The following is a 15,494-nucleotide window of genomic DNA, read 5'->3' as shown; positions in this document are numbered from 1 at the left end:
ACGTGCGGAGTGTCCGTCCTCCTCGGACCGTGTGGTGATCGACCTCACCCGGAATCAGGTTTCCGCGCCGTGACAAACTTATTAACTTAGCTAATGAAATGTTTCCGGTGAACAGGAGGACACCGTGTGTGGCATCTGTGGCTGGGTCGACTTCCGCGGAAACCTGGAGGAACGGAGAACCGAGCTGGAGGCGATGTGCGACACCATGGCCTGTCGCGGCCCCGACGCGGCGGGCACGAGCTTCCACGGCACCGCCGCGCTGGGACACCGCAGGCTGGCCATCATCGACCTTCCGGGAGGGAACCAGCCCATGACCAGGCACACCCCTGACGGGGACGTCTGCCTGGTCTACAGTGGCGAGACCTACAACTTCACCGCACTCCGCCAGGAGCTACGCGCCCGCGGTCACCGCTTCGATACGGACAGCGACACCGAGGTCGTGTTGTGCGGCTACCTCGAATGGGGGGCCGCACTGGCCGAACGACTCAACGGAATGTACGCCTTCGCCGTCTGGGACGCCCGGAAGGACGAACTCCTCCTCGTTCGGGACAGGATGGGCATCAAACCCCTCTACTACTACCCCACCGAACACGGCGTGCTCTTCGGTTCCGAACCCAAGGCCGTTCTGGCCAACCCCGTGGCCGAACGGGTCGTCGACGCCGACGGGCTGCGCGAGATCTTCGCCATGACCAAGAAACCGGGCCACGCGGTCTGGTCGGGAATGGCGGAGGTGGAGCCCGGAACCATGCTGACCGTCAACAGGGCGGGCATCCACCGGCACACCTACTGGCGGCTCGAAGTCGCCGAGCACACCGCGGACGCGCACCGGACCAGCGCACACGTACGTGAACTGCTCGACGACATCGTCGCGCGCCAGCTGATCTCCGACGTGCCACGCTGCGTTCTGCTGTCCGGAGGGCTCGACTCCAGCGCGATCACAGCGCTGGCCGCCCGGCAGCTCGAACCGTCCGGACAGCAGGTCCGCAGTTTCGCCGTGGACTTCCTGGGACAGACCGAGAACTTCGTCGCCGACTCGCTGCGGGAAACCCCCGACGGTCCCTACGTGCACGACGTCGCCGAACACGTGAACTCCCTGCACCAGGACATCGTGCTGAACCCGCAGACCCTCGCGGACCCCGCCGTGCGCCGTGCCGCGGTCGGAGCCCGGGACATGCCGGTGGGACTCGGCGACCTGGACAACTCGCTGTACCTGCTGTTCAGGTCCATCCGGCAGCACTCCACGGTCGCCCTGTCCGGCGAGTCCGCCGACGAGATCTTCGGCGGCTACAAGTGGTTCTTCGACCAGCGGGCCCGCGAGGCGGACACCTTCCCGTGGATGGCGACACTCGACACCCAGCACGCGGCGGGCTCCACCCTGCTCGACCCCGCGTTGGCGCGGGACCTCGACCTGCCAGGCTACGTCGAGGCCGAGTACCGGAAGGCGGTGGACGAGCTGCCCCGGCTGGAGGGGGAGAGCGCCTTCGAACGCAGGATGCGCGAGATCAGCTACCTGCACCTGACCCGCTTCGTCCGCGTCCTGCTGGACCGCAAGGACCGCATGAGCATGGCCGTGGGACTGGAAGTGCGCGTACCGTTCTGCGACCACCGGCTGGTGGAGTACGTCTTCAACGCGCCGTGGGCCCTGAAGACCCACGACGGCAGGGAGAAGAGCCTGCTGCGGCGGGCCACCTCCGACATCCTGCCCCGCTCGGTGGTCGAGAGGGTCAAAAGTCCCTACCCCTCCACCCAGGACCCCGAGTACACGGCCGAGCTGCAACGCCAGGCCCGCGAGCTGCTCTCCGCCCAGGACCCGGCCGTGGAACTCCTCAACGAGAAACTGCTTCGTGACGCCACGGACTCCCCCGCCGAAGCCGTGGAGCCCACCACGCGCGACGCGTTGGAGCGTCTGTTGGACGTCTCCGTGTGGCTCCAACAGCACAGTCCGACGATCAGGGTCTGACGGGCGGCGACACGGCGCCCTCGGCGCCCCGGAGGGGCGGGAAACCACCCGACCGGGGCGCCCGCCCGTCTCACCAGTGCGGTTCGGCGGGAAGCGGCTGGCAACGCGGACAGGTGTAGGACGAACGCTTCATGAAGACGTCCCTGCGTACCGCCGTGCCGCAGCGCCGACAGGGCTCGTTCTCCCGCCCGTACACCGCCAGGGAACGACTGAAGTACCCCGAACGGCCGTTGACGTTCACGTACAGGGAGTCGAAGGAGGTGCCACCGGCGCGGAGCGCCTCGCTCATCACCTCACCCACGGCGTCCAGCAGGGCCCGGCCGCTTTCCCGCGACAACGTCGAGGTCGGCTGGGCCCAGTGCAGCCGCGCCCGCCAGAGCGCCTCGTCCGCGTAGATGTTCCCGATCCCGGAGACCAACGTCTGGTCCAGCAACGCCCGTTTGATCCCGGTTCTGCGGGAGCGCACGAGCTCGACCACGCCGTCCCGGTCGAACACCGGTTCCAGGGGGTCCGCCGCGATGTGGCCGATGGGCTCGGGCACCGGCGGCTCGGAGGCTCCGAGGAGATCGACCAGACTCAGTCCCCCGAAAGTACGTTGGTCGACGAAACGAAGTTCCGGACCGCCGTCGGCGAACTCGAACCTGACCCGCAGATGGCGCTCGTCCGTGCTCCCACGGGGCTGCACCAGCAGCTGGCCGCTCATACCGAGATGCGCGAGCACCGCCCGCCGTGCGCGGGAACCAGGCCGCCCACGGTGGTCGGCCCCCGTGCTCGGCTCGTCGGCCAGGTCGAACCACAGGTACTTCCCACGCCTGCGGACGTCCAGCACCGAGCGACCGTCCAGCTCGGCGGCGAAGTGCTCGGCTCCCTCCGGGTGCCGGCGCACGGCACGCGGATGCAGCACCTCGACACGGGACAGAGTGCGGCCGCACACATGGGCGGTGAGACCGCTACGGATTACCTCGACCTCGGGTAGTTCGGGCACCGAACCATCTTCGGACACGTCCCACGATCGCAGGAACCGGGGGTCCGGCGGAGCGGGTCAGTCCCCGGAGGCCTCGTCCCCGTTCTCCCCGGCGGTGCCGTTGAGGCGTGTCGAGAGCTCCTGCCAGGCCGTCCGCGCGGCCTTCTGCTCCGCGTCCTTCTTGGTAGTGCCGTCCCCCCGGCCGAGAGTCTCCTCGTTGACGACCGCGTAGGCGCTGAACTCCTTGCGGTGGTCGGGTCCCTGCTCCTCGACCCGGTACTCCGGAACTCCGAGCCCGGCGGAGGCGGTGAGCTCCTGGAGGCTGGTCTTCCAGTCGAGTCCCGCGCCGAGCGTCGGGGCCTCGGTGAGCAGGGAGTCGAACAGTCGGTGGATCACCGCACGCGAGGTCTCCAGGCCGTGCTGCAGGTAGACGGCACCCAGTACGGCCTCCAGCGAGTCCGCCAGGATGCTGGCCTTGTCCCGTCCACCGGTCAGCTCCTCGCCGCGGCCGAGCAGCAGGTACTGCCCGAGTCCGCCCTCCCCCAGCTCACGAGCGACGCCCGCCAGGGCGTGCATGTTGACCACACTCGCCCGGAGCTTGGCGAGCTGCCCCTCCGGAAGGTCCGGGTGGTCCCGGTAGAGCCGGTCGGTCACGACCAACCCGAGCACGGCGTCACCGAGGAACTCCAGACGCTCGTTCGGCTCCAGCCCGCCGTTCTCGTAGGCGTAGGAACGATGGGTCAGGGCCAGCGTGAGCATCTCGGCGTCGAAGTCGACGCCGAGAGCCTCCACCAGCGAGGACCGGTCCGGCTTGCGGTCCCGGAACTGCTCTTTCTCCCCCACGGCGACGCCTATCAGGCAGGGGTGGAGAGCTGGCGACCGCCGTACTGGCCGCAGGAGGGGCAGACCACGTGCGGCGGCTTCTTCTCACGGCAGGCCCGGTTCGGGCAGTTCACCAGTGTCGGCGCGGTCGCCTTCCACTGCGAACGACGGTTGCGGGTGTTCGACCGGGAAACCTTGTGCTTGGGGACAGCCACGTCTAATTCTCCTCCTCGAGCCCTCCGAACCGCTCGCGCAGAGCGGCCCAACGAGGGTCCATCGTCTCATGACGGTGCTCCGGGCCGAGGTCGACCCACTTGGCACCGCATCCGGAACACAGTCCCGGACACTCCGGGGAGCACAACGGGGCGGCGGGCAACGAGGGCAGCACCGTGTCCCGAACCAACGGTTCGAGATCGACCAGGTCCTCGACGACACGGCTGACCTCGTCCTCGTCGGTGCTGGTGTCGGTGGCGCTGTCCGGGTAGGCGAACAGCTCCTGCACCTCGACCTCGACCTCCTCGGAGACGGGGTCGAGGCACCGCGCGCACTCCCCGCTGGCGTTCGCCCTGACGGTACCGGATACCAGCACACCCTCGACCACTGCCTCCAGCAGCAGGTCGAGTTCGAGTGTTTCACCCTCGGACACCCGGATCATATCGAGACCGAAACCGGCGGGAGCCGGAGGGCTGAGGGTGTAGTTGCGACTGCTGCCCGGACTGCGACCGAACTCGCGGGTGTCGATCACCCAGGGGCTTCCCCTGGAAGGCTGCGCGACTTCTTGATTCTGAGACATCTGTGGTTTCGGCTCGGCATCTCACATGGACGGGCCCTGCCCGGCGGGACGGCACCGGCCGACCAGCCGAACACGGCGACAACACACGGTAACGTGCCCGCGCTCCGCACCTCGCCACGTGCCGGGAACCGCGACGTGCGGGAACTCGGCGGGACACCCCACCAGGGTACGCGACGAAACGGCCGGGACGAAGCCGACGGCGGGGAGTTCCGGAGACGCTCAGTGCTCCGCGACCCCCGCCCCGTTCGGGTCGTTCTCCGTGCCGGGCTGCCACTCCTCGTAGTCGAACGGGGCGCTCAACGGACGACGCAGCTGCTGCCTGCCCTTGCCGACGGTGCGCAGTGTCCTCCCCAGCAGCTCCTCGAGGTCCGCCAGGCGGGAGTCGATATAGGCGTCGCAGTCGCCCTTCAGACGCTCGACCTCCTCCTTGGCCTCGTCCACCAGACGCTTGGCCTCACGCTGGGACTGCTGAACCACCTCGGTTTCGGAGACCAACCGGGCCTGCTCCGAGCGTCCCTCGTGAATCGACTGGTCGTAGGCGGCCCGGCCTGCCTGGACCATCCGGTCGGACTCGGCCTGCGCCCGGGCGACGTACTCCTCGTACTCCCGGCGCGCGTTGTTGATCGTCTGCTCCGCCTCCGCACGGGCCTGCGCGATGATCTCGTCGGCCCGCTCCCGAGCGTCGGCGAGCATCTTCTCCGCCTCGGCACGGGCCTCGGAGGAGGTCCTCTCCGCCTCCGAACGCGCCTCGCTCAGGCTCTGGTCCGCCTCCGTCCTGGCCTTGTTGACCAGCTCGTCCCGGTGGTCGAGCACGTCCTGAGCATCATCGAGCTCGGAGGGGTACGCGTCCCGCACCTCGTCGAGCAGCTCCAGCACGTCGCCACGCGGCACGACACATCCGGAGGTCATCGGAACACTGCGCGCTTCCTCAACGATCGTGACGAGCTCGTCGAGCGCCTCGAACACCCGGTACACGTCGACTCCCTGCAGTTGTGTTCACCCGAAGGGTATTACCCGGTCCGCTCAGCTTCTCAGAGCACACGGCACCGGTCGTCGATCACCCCGGTTCCGGGCGTTTCGAACCGATCACCGCGGCCCGGCCTTCCTTCCCCAGTCTGCCCGTGGACACGCGAGGTGCGCCGCATATGGCCCGCCGCGTGTCCCGGCGGCGGGCACCACCCTGGCGACCTTCCCACCACCGGTTCCGGGGCGCGCACCCACATCCCCGAGACTGTGCGGGACACGGGAATCCGTTTACCGGGGAGAGTCCGTTGCCCACCGTGCTGTTCCAGCTGTTGCGCCGCCTGGTCAACCTCCACACGTGGAGCGCACCGGCGCTGGTGATCACTTTCGTGTTCCTCACCAGCTGGCCGCTCATGGCGCTGTTCGAACCTCCCGACAGCGCGCTCGTGCATCCCGCCAACTACTGGTGGTGGTTCCTGGTGACCGCCTCGACGGTGGGCTACGGGGACTTCTACCCGGTGACCACCGGCGGCCACGTGGTGGGGGTCTACGTGATCGTCGGAGGGATCGCGACACTGACCACGCTGTTCACCCATCTGGCCACCACCCTGGAAGAAGCGAAGGGCAGAAGAATGAGCGGGGCCGCCACCCTGAACCTCTCCGGGCACATCGTGGTACTCGGCTACCACCCGGACCGCAGTGAGCGCATCGTCGACGAACTGCTCGCCGACGGACGCCATCCCGTCGTGCTGTGTGCCCGGGCCGAGGTGGAACGACACCCGATGCCCGACCGGGAAGTCGAGTTCGTCCGCGGCGACACCAGCAACGCGGACGTGCTGCGCCGCGCCGGGCTGCACCGGGCCCGTTCCGTGCTCGTCGACGCCCACGACGACAACGAGGCCCTCACCATCGCCGTGGCCGTCAACCACCTCAATCCGGACCTGGCCCCGGTGGTGGCCCTGCGTGACATGAGCAGAGCCGAACACCTGCGCTACGTCAACAGCGACATCCGGTGCGTGCAGTGGCACACCCCCCACATGAGCACCGAGGAACTGCTGGACCCGGGGATCACCCAGGTCTACGCCGAACTGGTCACCCACGGGGGCGGCAACACCTACTCGTGTCAGCTGCCGGAGGCGGTGGACCAGGCCAGTTACGGAGCATGTCAGACCGCCCTGGGCAGACGGCACAGCGCCACCCTGCTCGCCGTACGTACGCGGCGGGAACTGCTGATAAGCCCGGACTGGGAGACCCGGATCCCCGCGGGCAGCACGCTGTACTACGTCTGCGGCCAACGGGTCACCCCCGAACAGCTCGTCCGGGCGGTCCGCGAGGTCCAGGGGCGCTGACACCGGCCCCGGGCAGCGGCTCGGGACCGGTGCGGCCACCTCAGGAGTGGATGTCGGTGAGTCGGAAACTCTCGTAGTGGTCAGCGGTGTAGAAGTACTCGCCCGCCTCTCCGACCACGAAACGGCGCGCACCGCGGTGGTCGAGTCCCGGTGTCTCCACCGTGTACTCGCGGTAGTAGCCGTCCGGGCAGTCCGGCAGGATGCCCTCCCAGTTGTGGAAGGTCCCTCCGTCCTCGGGGTACGGGTAGGGACCGCCCTGCCGTATCAGGCGCACGGTGTCGGTGGCCTCCGGCGGCAGGTCGGACAGGGCCACCCTGTCGAACCCGGAGGTGTCCCCGCACGCGGCGGCGAGGGGACGTGCGGCGGTGGGCAGTGCCTCGGCGGAGACCGCCCCGACGGGCAGCACCAGCCCGAGAACGGTGAACAGCGCCGCCAGCAGCATTCTCGTGGTACGCACGGTGTTCTCACGCATGTCCCGGACGGTAGGTCCACCACGTGACCACGGGGTGGATTTCCCGTGAAACCGGAATGGCGCGGAACGGTCCGATCACGACACCCCGAGAAGAGTTCCCCCGGTCAGGTGAGGCCACCGGAAACTCCGGACACCGTCCGGAGCGCCTCACTCGGCCAACTCGGCCAGCCGGTCCCGCAGACGCTGTTCGATCCTGGGCGGAAGCAGGTTGGACACGTCGCCGCCGTAGGTGGCCACCTCCTTGACCAGGGAACTGGCCAGGAAGCTGTACAGCGGGTTCGTGGACATGAACAGGGTCTCCACACCGGAGAGCCGCTGGTTCATCTGGGCCATCTGCAGCTCGTAGTCGAAGTCGCTGACGGCGCGCAGGCCCTTCACGATGGCTCCGATGCCGTTGGCCCTGCAGTAGTCCACCAACAGGCCGTGCCAGGAGTCCACGACCACGTTCGGCCAGGGTTTGCTGACCTCACGCAGCATTTCCATGCGCTCATCGACGTCGAACAGGCTCTTCTTGCTCTTGTTCACGAGAACGGCGACGGTGACCTCGTCGAACAAGCCGGCCGCTCGCTCGATGATGTCCAAATGGCCATTGGTGACCGGATCGTAAGAGCCTGGACAAACGGCACGCCTCATGAGCGGCAACCTAACAGCACCCACCGGCCGGGCTCAGGCCGAGGTGGCATGATTCACCGGAAGCACGCTCCCCCCACGGCGGGCACCCGGGGCCCGGGGTCAGTGCGCCACCACGTGTTCGGCCCAGTACACCGCCGCGTCCCCGTAGCGCTTGGTGCGCAACGGTTCCAGGCCCTCCGGCCACCGGGGCTCGGGGGTGTTCCAGAACCGTTCCACGATGACCAGCGCGTCCGTCTCCAGCCAGCCGTTGTCCACCAGAGCCGTCCAGCACTCGTCCAGCTCGTCCGAGGGCATCGCGAAGGGCGGATCCGCGAACACCAGGTCGTAGGGCTGGTGGGGTTTTCCGGACAGCATCGAACGAACCGCGACCTGTTCCACCGTCCAGGCCCCGAAGCCGAGAGCGGCGGCGTTGCGACGGAGCACGGCCGCCGCGCGCCGGTCGGACTCGACGAACGTGGCGTGTCCGGCCCCCCGGGACAGGGCCTCGAAGCCGAAACCACCGGATCCGGAGAACAGGTCCAGTACCCGCACACCGGACAGGTCCGTCATCGACTCCAACGCGCTGAACAGGGCCTCGCGGACCCGTTCGGTCACCGGCCTGGTTCCCCGCTGGGGGACCTCGATGCGTCGCCCCCCGGCACTGCCCGCCACGATTCTGGTCACGGTTCCATCCTCGCCCATGGGGAGCCCGTCCGGGAACGGAGGGGCTCACCGGAAGGGCCGACGAGCTCGGAGGAAGCCGGGCTGCCGGGCACTCGCCCGACAACCACGACTCCCCGCCGTACCCTCGCTCAGCCGATCTCGATGATCAGGTCCCCGCCCTCGACCTGCTGCACGGGGCCGATGGCCACCCGCTTGACCGTGCCGCCGCGCTGGGCGGTGATGGCGGCCTCCATCTTCATCGCCTCGATGGAGGCGACCGTCTGGCCGCTGTCGACCTCCTGCCCCTCGGTGACCGACAGCGTGACCACACCGGAGAACGGAGCGGCCACGTGGGCGGGGTTCGTCTTCTCCGCCTTCTCCGCCACGGGCAGTTCGGAGGCCACCGAGCGGTCACGCACCTGGATCGGGCGCATCTGACCGTTCAACACGGTCATCACGGTGCGCACACCACGCTCGTCGGCCTCGCTGATCGCCTCGACACCGATCAGCAGGCGCACCCCCTGTTCCAGGTCGACGGCGTACTCCTCGCCCGGGCGCAGGCCGTAGAAGAAGTCCTTGCTGCTCAGCAGCGAGGTGTCGCCGTAGGCGTGCCGGTGTTCGGTGAACTCCCTGGTCGGTTTGGGGAACAGCAGTCGGTTCAACGTCTCCCGCCGCTGGGTGGCCAGCCCCTTGCGGTCCTCCTCGGAGAGTTCGACGAGCTGCCTGCCCTGAGGGCGTCCCTGCAGGGCACGACTGCGGAAGGGCTCCGGCCATCCCGCGGGTGGGTCGCCGAGCTCGCCCTGCAGGAACCCGATGACCGAGTCCGGGATGTCGAACCTGTGTGGTTCGGCCTCGAACTCGGCCGGGTCCACTCCGGCACCGACCAGGTGCAGCGCCAGATCTCCGACCACCTTGGAGGAGGGGGTCACCTTGACCAGCCTGCCGAGCATCCGGTCGGCGGCGGCGTACATCGCCTCGATCTCCTCGAACTTGTCGCCGAGTCCGAGCGCCACGGCCTGGGTCCGCAGATTGGACAGCTGGCCTCCCGGGATCTCGTGTCGGTACACCCGGCCGGTGGGAGCGGCCAGTCCCGCCTCGAAGGGTCGGTAGACCTTGCGCACCGCCTCCCAGTAGGGCTCCAGGTCGCAGACGGCGTCCAGGTCGAGCCCGGTGGCGCGCTCGGTGTGGTCGGTGGCGGCCACGATCGAGGACAACGCCGGTTGCGAGGTGGTCCCCGCCAGGGAGGCGGAGGCGCCGTCCACGGCGTCCACCCCCGCGGCGATCGCGGCGTGGTAGGTGGCCAGCTGCCCACCCGGTGTGTCGTGGGTGTGCAGATGCACGGGCAGGTCGAACTCCCGGCGCAGCGCGGAGACGAGTCGTTCCGCGGCGGGGGGACGCAGCAGCCCGGCCATGTCCTTGATCGCCAGTACGTGTGCCCCGGCCTCGACGATCCGTTCGGCCAGCCGGAGGTAGTAGTCCAGGGTGTACACGCTCTCCTCGGGATCGGAGAGGTCCCCCGTGTAGCAGAGGGCGACCTCGGCGACCGACTTCCCGGTCTTGCGTACCGCCTCGATCGCGGGGCGCATCTGCTCGACGTCGTTGAGGGCGTCGAAGATACGGAAGATGTCGATGCCGGTGTCGGTGGCCTCCTGCACGAAATGGTCGGTCACCTCGGCCGGGTAGGGGGTGTAGCCGACCGTGTTGCGACCGCGCAGCAGCATCTGCAGGCAGATGTTGGGCACGGCGGCGCGCAGCGCGGCCAGCCGTTCCCAGGGGTCCTCGGCCAGGAAACGCAGGGCCACGTCGTAGGTGGCACCGCCCCAGCACTCCAGGGAGAGCAGTTCCGGGGTGTTCCGCGCCACGTAGGGGGCGACCGTGGTGAGGTCCTTGGTCCGCACCCTGGTGGCCAGCAGGGACTGGTGCGCGTCCCGGAAGGTGGTCTCGGTGACCCCGACCGCCTCCCTCTCCCGCAGCCAGCGGGCGAAGCCCTCCGGGCCGAGTTGGTCAAGTCGTTCCTTGGAACCGGCGGGTGGTGGGGTGTCCAGGTCGGCACGCGGCAGCTTCTCCCGGGGTTCCGGGGTGCCGGGACGTTCCCCGTAGGGTCGGTTGACCGTGACGTCGGCGAGATAGCTCAGCAGCCTGGTTCCGCGGTCGGCCGAGTGCCGCGCGGTCAGCAGCTGCGGACGCTCGTCGATGAACGAGGTGGTGATCCTTCCCGCGCCGAAGTCGGGATCGTCCAGCACGGCCTGCAGGAAGGGGATGTTGGTGGCCACTCCCCGGATACGGAACTCGGCTACGGCACGCCGTGCCCGGGCCACCGCCGTTCCGAAGTCCCGTCCGCGACAGGTGAGTTTGACCAGCATCGAGTCGAAGTGAGCGCTGACGCTGGTTCCCGCGAAGGACGTCCCCCCGTCCAGACGCACTCCGGCACCGCCGGGAGAGCGGTAAGCGCTGATCATGCCGGTGTCGGGGCGGAAACCGTTGGCCGGGTCCTCCGTGGTGATCCGGCACTGCAGCGCGGCGCCGCGCAGACCGATGTTGGACTGGGACATGCCCAGGTCCTCGAGGGTCTGCCCCGCCGCGACGCGCAGCTGCGCCTGGACCAGGTCGGCGTCGGTGACCTCCTCGGTCACGGTGTGTTCCACCTGGATCCTCGGGTTCATCTCGATGAACACGTGACGTCCGTGCTCGTCGACGAGGAACTCCACGGTTCCGGCGTTGACGTAACCGATCTGTTCGGCGAAGGCCACGGCGTCGGCGCAGATCCGTTCCCGCAGTTGCGGATCCAGGTTGGGGGCGGGGGCGATCTCGATGACTTTCTGGTGGCGGCGCTGCAGTGAGCAGTCCCTCTCGTAGAGGTGCACCACGTTGCCCGCCGAGTCGGCCAGGATCTGGACCTCGATGTGTCGAGGGTTGACCACGGCCTGTTCCAGGAAGACGGTCGGATCCCCGAAGGCCGACTCGGCCTCGCGCATCGCCGCCTCCAGCGCCTCCCGCAGGGACTCGAATTCGTTCACCCTGCGCATCCCACGTCCACCGCCGCCGGCCACGGCCTTGACGAACACGGGGAAGGTCATCTCCTCGGCGGTCGTCATCAGCGTGTCGATGTCGGCCGAGGGGGCCGAGGACTCCAGCACGGGAACGCCCGCCTCGCGCGCCGCCTGCACCGCGCTGGCCTTGTTCCCGGTGAGTTGGAGGATCTCGTGCGGCGGGCCGATGAAGGTGATGCCCTCCCGCTGGCAGGCCTCGGCCAGGTCGGGGTTCTCGGACAGGAAACCGTAGCCGGGATAGATCGCGTCGACCCCCGCGGTCCGGGCGGCCCGGATGATCTCCTCGACGGACAGGTAGGCGCGCACCGGATGTCCGGCTTCGCCGATCTCGTAGGATTCGTCCGCCTTCAGCCGGTGCAGCGAGTTGCGATCCTCGTGGGGGAACACGGCGACGGTTTTCGCGCCGAGCTCGTATCCGGCGCGGAACGCCCGGATCGCGATCTCGCCACGGTTGGCGACGAGGACCTTGCGGAACATGCCGGCTACCTCCTGGGGCAGGTGTCGGATCGCCTGCGAACAATACCCCGAAAATTCTCCCTTTCGGGAGCACCTCCCGCGTGACGGAAATCATGATCCACGAAAAAGATGCGCGTGACCTGGCGGTTCACCGGAACCCTTCAAGGCTCAACCAAAAGAAATAAGACAAAAATTCACAATATATGCATCATTCGGATCTTTCTTCCCTCGGCGAGTTGTTCGCGGGGGGTCGAGAACTCAATCGATCCACTCGAACAGTGACCAGAGTCACACACCTCGCGTCGTTCCGTCCGACCGAGGACCGGCGACCGGACGGAGCTACCGGAACGTCAGGCCTTCTCCAGGAAGTCCGCCCGGTCCTCGTCCACCAGCTCGGTGACCATCGCGGCCAGCCCGGGGTGATCCCGCAGCTCGGGATCCGGCTCGACGAACTCCTCGGCCTCGGCCCTGGCAGTGGCGATCAGTTCCTCGTCGTGCACCAGCGAGAGCATCCGCAGCGTGGACCTTCTGCCGGACTGTGCCGCGCCGAGCACGTCTCCCTCGCGGCGCTGCTGCAGATCGAGCCGTGCCAGCTCGAAACCGTCCGTTGTGGACGCGACGGCGTCGAGTCGGTTCCGGGCCGGGCTCTGCGGCATCGCCGCACTGACCAACAGGCACAGACCCGGTGAGTCGCCACGTCCGACACGCCCGCGAAGCTGGTGCAGCTGGCTCATTCCGAAACGGTCCGCGTCCATGATCACCATCATCGTGGCGTTCGGCACGTCCACACCGACCTCCACCACCGTGGTGGCCACCAGCACGTCGGTCTCCCCGTCCGCGAAACGCCGCATGACCGCGTCCTTGTCCTCGGAAGGAAGCCTGCCGTGCAGCACACCCAGACGCAGCCCTTCCAGCGGACCCCGCCGCAACCACTCGGCGAGATCCAGCACCGACACCGGCGTACGTTGCCCGCTCTCGCCGCGCTCCGGCGCAGCCTGGAGTTCTCCCGTCTCGGTGGACGAGGTCTCCCCCGACTCGTCCCCCACCCGGGAACAGACCACATAGACCTGATGCCCCTCGGCGACCTCCTCACGAACCCGCTGCCAGGCCCGTTCCAACCAGGCGGGTTTCTCGGCGGAGGGAACCACCGTGGTGCTGATCGGCGCGCGCCCGCGCGGCAGTTCGCGCAACGCGGAGGTGCGCAGATCACCGAAAACGGTCATCGCCACCGTACGGGGTATGGGGGTGGCGGTCATCACCAGCAGATGGGGACAACTCCGTTCCCCCGCCCGCTCCCGCAGCGCGTCCCGCTGTTCGACACCGAACCTGTGCTGCTCGTCGACCACGACCAAGCCCAGCTCGGCGAAGGAGACCCCGTCCTGCAGGAGCGCGTGCGTGCCGACCACGATCCCCGCCGCGCCGGACGCCGCGTCCAACAGGGCCTGTTTGCGCCGGGCGGCGGGCAGGGATCCCGTCAGCAGGCGGACCCGTGTGGCCTGCTCGGCGGCACCGAGCTCTCCCGCGCGGCCGAAACGGCCCAGCAACTCACGCAGCGACCTGGCGTGCTGGGCCGCCAACACCTCGGTGGGAGCCAGCATCACAGCTTGGCGGCCCGCATCGACCACCTGCAACATCGCGCGGAGCGCGACGACGGTCTTGCCCGAACCGACCTCACCCTGCACCAGCCGGTTCATCGGACGCTCTCCGGACAGATCCTCCGCGATCCGCTCCCCCACCTCACGCTGCCCCTCGGTCAGGGTGAAGGGCAGCTCGGCCTCGAAGGCCTCCGCCACCCCGCCGCCACGGCGCGGGCAGGAGGGAGCCGGACGCGTTCCCTGCCGCTGCCGGGACTGGGCCAGGGCGAGCTGCACTCCGAAGGCCTCGTCCCACTTCAGTCGACGACGGGCCTGGTTCACCTGGGTGAGGTTGTCGGGCCGGTGGACCAGACGCAGCGCCTCCTCCAGGGAGACCAGCCCGACACGCTGGCGCAACGACTCCGGCAACGGATCGCGCACCCCCTCCCAACCGTCCAGCACCTGGGCGACACAGCGCCCCACCGACCACGACGGAATCCCCTGGGCAGCCGGATACACGGGGATCAGTGCCCCGGCGAAGTCCCGGGCGGCCCCCTGCTCGTCGGAGTCCTCGTCCTCGGAGAACAGCTGGTACTCGGGGTGCGCCAGTTGCAGCTCCCCCCGGTAGGCGGTCACCTTGCCCGCGAACATCCCCCTCCTGCCGGGGGACAGCTCGCGTTCCCGCCAGGCCTGGTTGAAGAACGTGCACGACAGGGAACGGGTGCCGTCGGTGATGCGGGCCTGCAGGATCGTTCCCCTCCGGGAACGCATCCTGCGCTTGTCGACACGCTCCACCCGCGCCAGGACCGTGGCGTGCTCGCCGATCTCCAGCCCGCCGATCGGGGTGAGCTCGCCCCGTTCGGCGTAGCGCCGGGGATAGTGCCGCAGCAGGTCACCGACGGTGGAGATGCCGAACGCACCGTCGAGTGCCTTGGCCGTCTTGGCCCCCAACACCCTGTCGAGTTCGCTGTCCCAGCCGATCATCATGTCACCAGTCGTGCCCGTGTCGGCACGGATGCCGCCCTGTCGTCCGAACCGTCTCCGCCGTCGAAGGAGGGTACGGGCACACGGCTCGCCCGACCTCCGCGACGGTGCGTCAAGCTATCCGAACGGTCCGACAACCCCTCCGGCGGGAAGCCGGTGCTCTCCCGGGCGGCACCGCCGGTCACTCCACCCCCAGCATCAGTTCGCCGGCGGACTCCCCGCAGGAGTAGCAGCTCAGTTCCACCTCGGGACGGGTGCGACGCAGGTGGTGCGCCAGCCCCTCCGGCAGGGACGGCGGAGCCCCCTTCGGGACCAGCACCGTCACCAGTTCACCGCCCGCGGCCAACATGCGGTCGAGCAGCTCGCGGGCTGCGCTCTCCCGGTCGTCACCGATCAGCACCACCTCCCCGTCGATCATGCCGAGCAGGTCCCCGGCACGACAGCGCCCCGCCCAGGTGAGCGCCTCCCGGTCGGCCACCACGAGTTCCCCGTGCCGCGTGGCAGCCGCCGCCTCCGCCAGGGCCACGGTGTCCTCGGCGGTACGTCGCTCCGGGTCGTGCACGGCCAGGGCGGCCAGCCCCTGCACCGGCGCCGAGGTGGGGATCACGACGGTGTCGATTCCCGCGCGCACCGCGGCGGCGGCCGCGTTCTCCGCCGGCTCCAGCAGGCGCTCCTCGTTCGGCAGCAGCAGTACCTGTTCACGCCCCGTTTCCAGAACCGCCTCCAGGATCTCCCTGGTGTCCGGGATCTCGCGCTCACCGAAGGTGAGCACTCTGGCCCCCTCCGAGCGGAACAGCTCTCCCAACCGTTCCCCCCGGGCCAGGGCCAGCAC

General features: G+C 68.8%; 12 protein-coding genes and 1 pseudogene. 2 read left to right on the top strand and 11 right to left on the bottom strand.

Going from position 1 to position 15,494, the window contains the following annotated elements; all coding sequences use genetic code 11:
• The first annotated feature begins 124 nt into the window (after positions 1 to 124).
• A complete protein-coding gene (gene asnB, locus CEP50_RS14910; RefSeq protein WP_106114564.1) occupies positions 125 to 1,960 on the top strand; it encodes an asparagine synthase (glutamine-hydrolyzing) in 1,836 nt (611 codons plus the stop codon).
• A gap of 70 nt (positions 1,961 to 2,030) precedes the next feature.
• Here the strand turns inward: asnB and mutM are convergent, their stop codons facing one another.
• The 5 genes from mutM to CEP50_RS14885 all read right to left on the bottom strand — a co-directional run bounded on the left by mutM (position 2,031) and on the right by CEP50_RS14885 (position 5,514).
• On the bottom strand, positions 2,031 to 2,945 hold the full coding sequence (gene mutM, locus CEP50_RS14905; RefSeq protein WP_106114563.1) for a bifunctional DNA-formamidopyrimidine glycosylase/DNA-(apurinic or apyrimidinic site) lyase: 915 nt from the start codon (positions 2,943 to 2,945) through the stop codon (positions 2,031 to 2,033).
• A gap of 57 nt (positions 2,946 to 3,002) precedes the next feature.
• Positions 3,003 to 3,767 (bottom strand): ribonuclease III, encoded by a 765-nt coding sequence (rnc, locus tag CEP50_RS14900; protein WP_106114562.1) that lies wholly within the window; start codon positions 3,765 to 3,767, stop codon positions 3,003 to 3,005.
• An 11-nt stretch (positions 3,768 to 3,778) separates the two neighbouring features.
• Complete coding sequence (gene rpmF / locus CEP50_RS14895) at positions 3,779 to 3,961, bottom strand: 50S ribosomal protein L32 (protein ID WP_084792115.1); 183 nt, start codon at positions 3,959 to 3,961, stop codon at positions 3,779 to 3,781.
• Between the two features lie 2 nt (positions 3,962 to 3,963).
• The gene (locus CEP50_RS14890) at positions 3,964 to 4,491 is read right to left on the bottom strand and encodes a YceD family protein (RefSeq protein ID WP_106114561.1); all 528 of its coding nucleotides are present in this window, start codon (positions 4,489 to 4,491) and stop codon (positions 3,964 to 3,966) included.
• A gap of 267 nt (positions 4,492 to 4,758) precedes the next feature.
• Positions 4,759 to 5,514, bottom strand: coding sequence for a DivIVA domain-containing protein (locus tag CEP50_RS14885; RefSeq protein WP_106114560.1), 756 nt, complete (start codon positions 5,512 to 5,514; stop codon positions 4,759 to 4,761).
• Between the two features lie 296 nt (positions 5,515 to 5,810).
• Here CEP50_RS14885 and CEP50_RS14880 point away from each other — a divergent pair, with 296 nt between their 5' ends.
• Entirely contained in the window at positions 5,811 to 6,851 is a 1,041-nt protein-coding gene (locus CEP50_RS14880; RefSeq protein ID WP_106114559.1) for an NAD-binding protein, read from the top strand.
• Positions 6,852 to 6,891: 40 nt separating this feature from the next.
• Here the strand turns inward: CEP50_RS14880 and CEP50_RS14875 are convergent, their stop codons facing one another.
• The 6 genes and pseudogenes from CEP50_RS14875 to CEP50_RS14850 all read right to left on the bottom strand — a co-directional run.
• Positions 6,892 to 7,323: a ribonuclease domain-containing protein gene (locus CEP50_RS14875; protein WP_106114558.1), complete on the bottom strand. Its 432-nt coding sequence runs from the start codon at positions 7,321 to 7,323 to the stop codon at positions 6,892 to 6,894.
• Positions 7,324 to 7,470: 147 nt separating this feature from the next.
• Positions 7,471 to 7,956: a pantetheine-phosphate adenylyltransferase gene (gene coaD, locus CEP50_RS14870; RefSeq protein WP_026449135.1), complete on the bottom strand. Its 486-nt coding sequence runs from the start codon at positions 7,954 to 7,956 to the stop codon at positions 7,471 to 7,473.
• A 99-nt stretch (positions 7,957 to 8,055) separates the two neighbouring features.
• Entirely contained in the window at positions 8,056 to 8,619 is a 564-nt protein-coding gene (gene rsmD, locus CEP50_RS14865) for a 16S rRNA (guanine(966)-N(2))-methyltransferase RsmD (RefSeq protein WP_106114588.1), read from the bottom strand.
• Positions 8,620 to 8,747: 128 nt separating this feature from the next.
• On the bottom strand, positions 8,748 to 12,125 hold the full coding sequence (locus CEP50_RS14860) for a pyruvate carboxylase (RefSeq protein ID WP_106114557.1): 3,378 nt from the start codon (positions 12,123 to 12,125) through the stop codon (positions 8,748 to 8,750).
• Between the two features lie 329 nt (positions 12,126 to 12,454).
• Positions 12,455 to 14,662, bottom strand: a complete 2,208-nt coding sequence (gene recG / locus CEP50_RS14855; RefSeq protein ID WP_106114587.1) for an ATP-dependent DNA helicase RecG — start codon at positions 14,660 to 14,662, stop codon at positions 12,455 to 12,457.
• Positions 14,663 to 14,843: 181 nt separating this feature from the next.
• Positions 14,844 to 15,494: pseudogene (locus tag CEP50_RS14850) on the bottom strand (DAK2 domain-containing protein); the annotation flags it as partial.

The organism is Actinopolyspora mortivallis (genome assembly GCF_003001495.1).
Lineage (GTDB): Bacteria > Actinomycetota > Actinomycetes > Mycobacteriales > Pseudonocardiaceae > Actinopolyspora > Actinopolyspora mortivallis_A.
Note: the sequence above shows the minus strand (reverse complement) of the source record. Positions and strands in the feature narration are given on the sequence as shown.

Bases quoted from the DNA above. Each gene is read 5' to 3' on its own strand.
- recG (WP_106114587.1), bottom strand. From the start codon at position 14,662: ATGATCGGCTGGGACAGCGAACTCGACAGGGTGTTGGGGGCCAAGACG.
- coaD (WP_026449135.1), bottom strand. From the start codon at position 7,956: ATGAGGCGTGCCGTTTGTCCAGGCTCTTACGATCCGGTCACCAATGGC.
- CEP50_RS14875 (WP_106114558.1), bottom strand. From the start codon at position 7,323: ATGCGTGAGAACACCGTGCGTACCACGAGAATGCTGCTGGCGGCGCTG.
- CEP50_RS14860 (WP_106114557.1), bottom strand. From the start codon at position 12,125: ATGTTCCGCAAGGTCCTCGTCGCCAACCGTGGCGAGATCGCGATCCGG.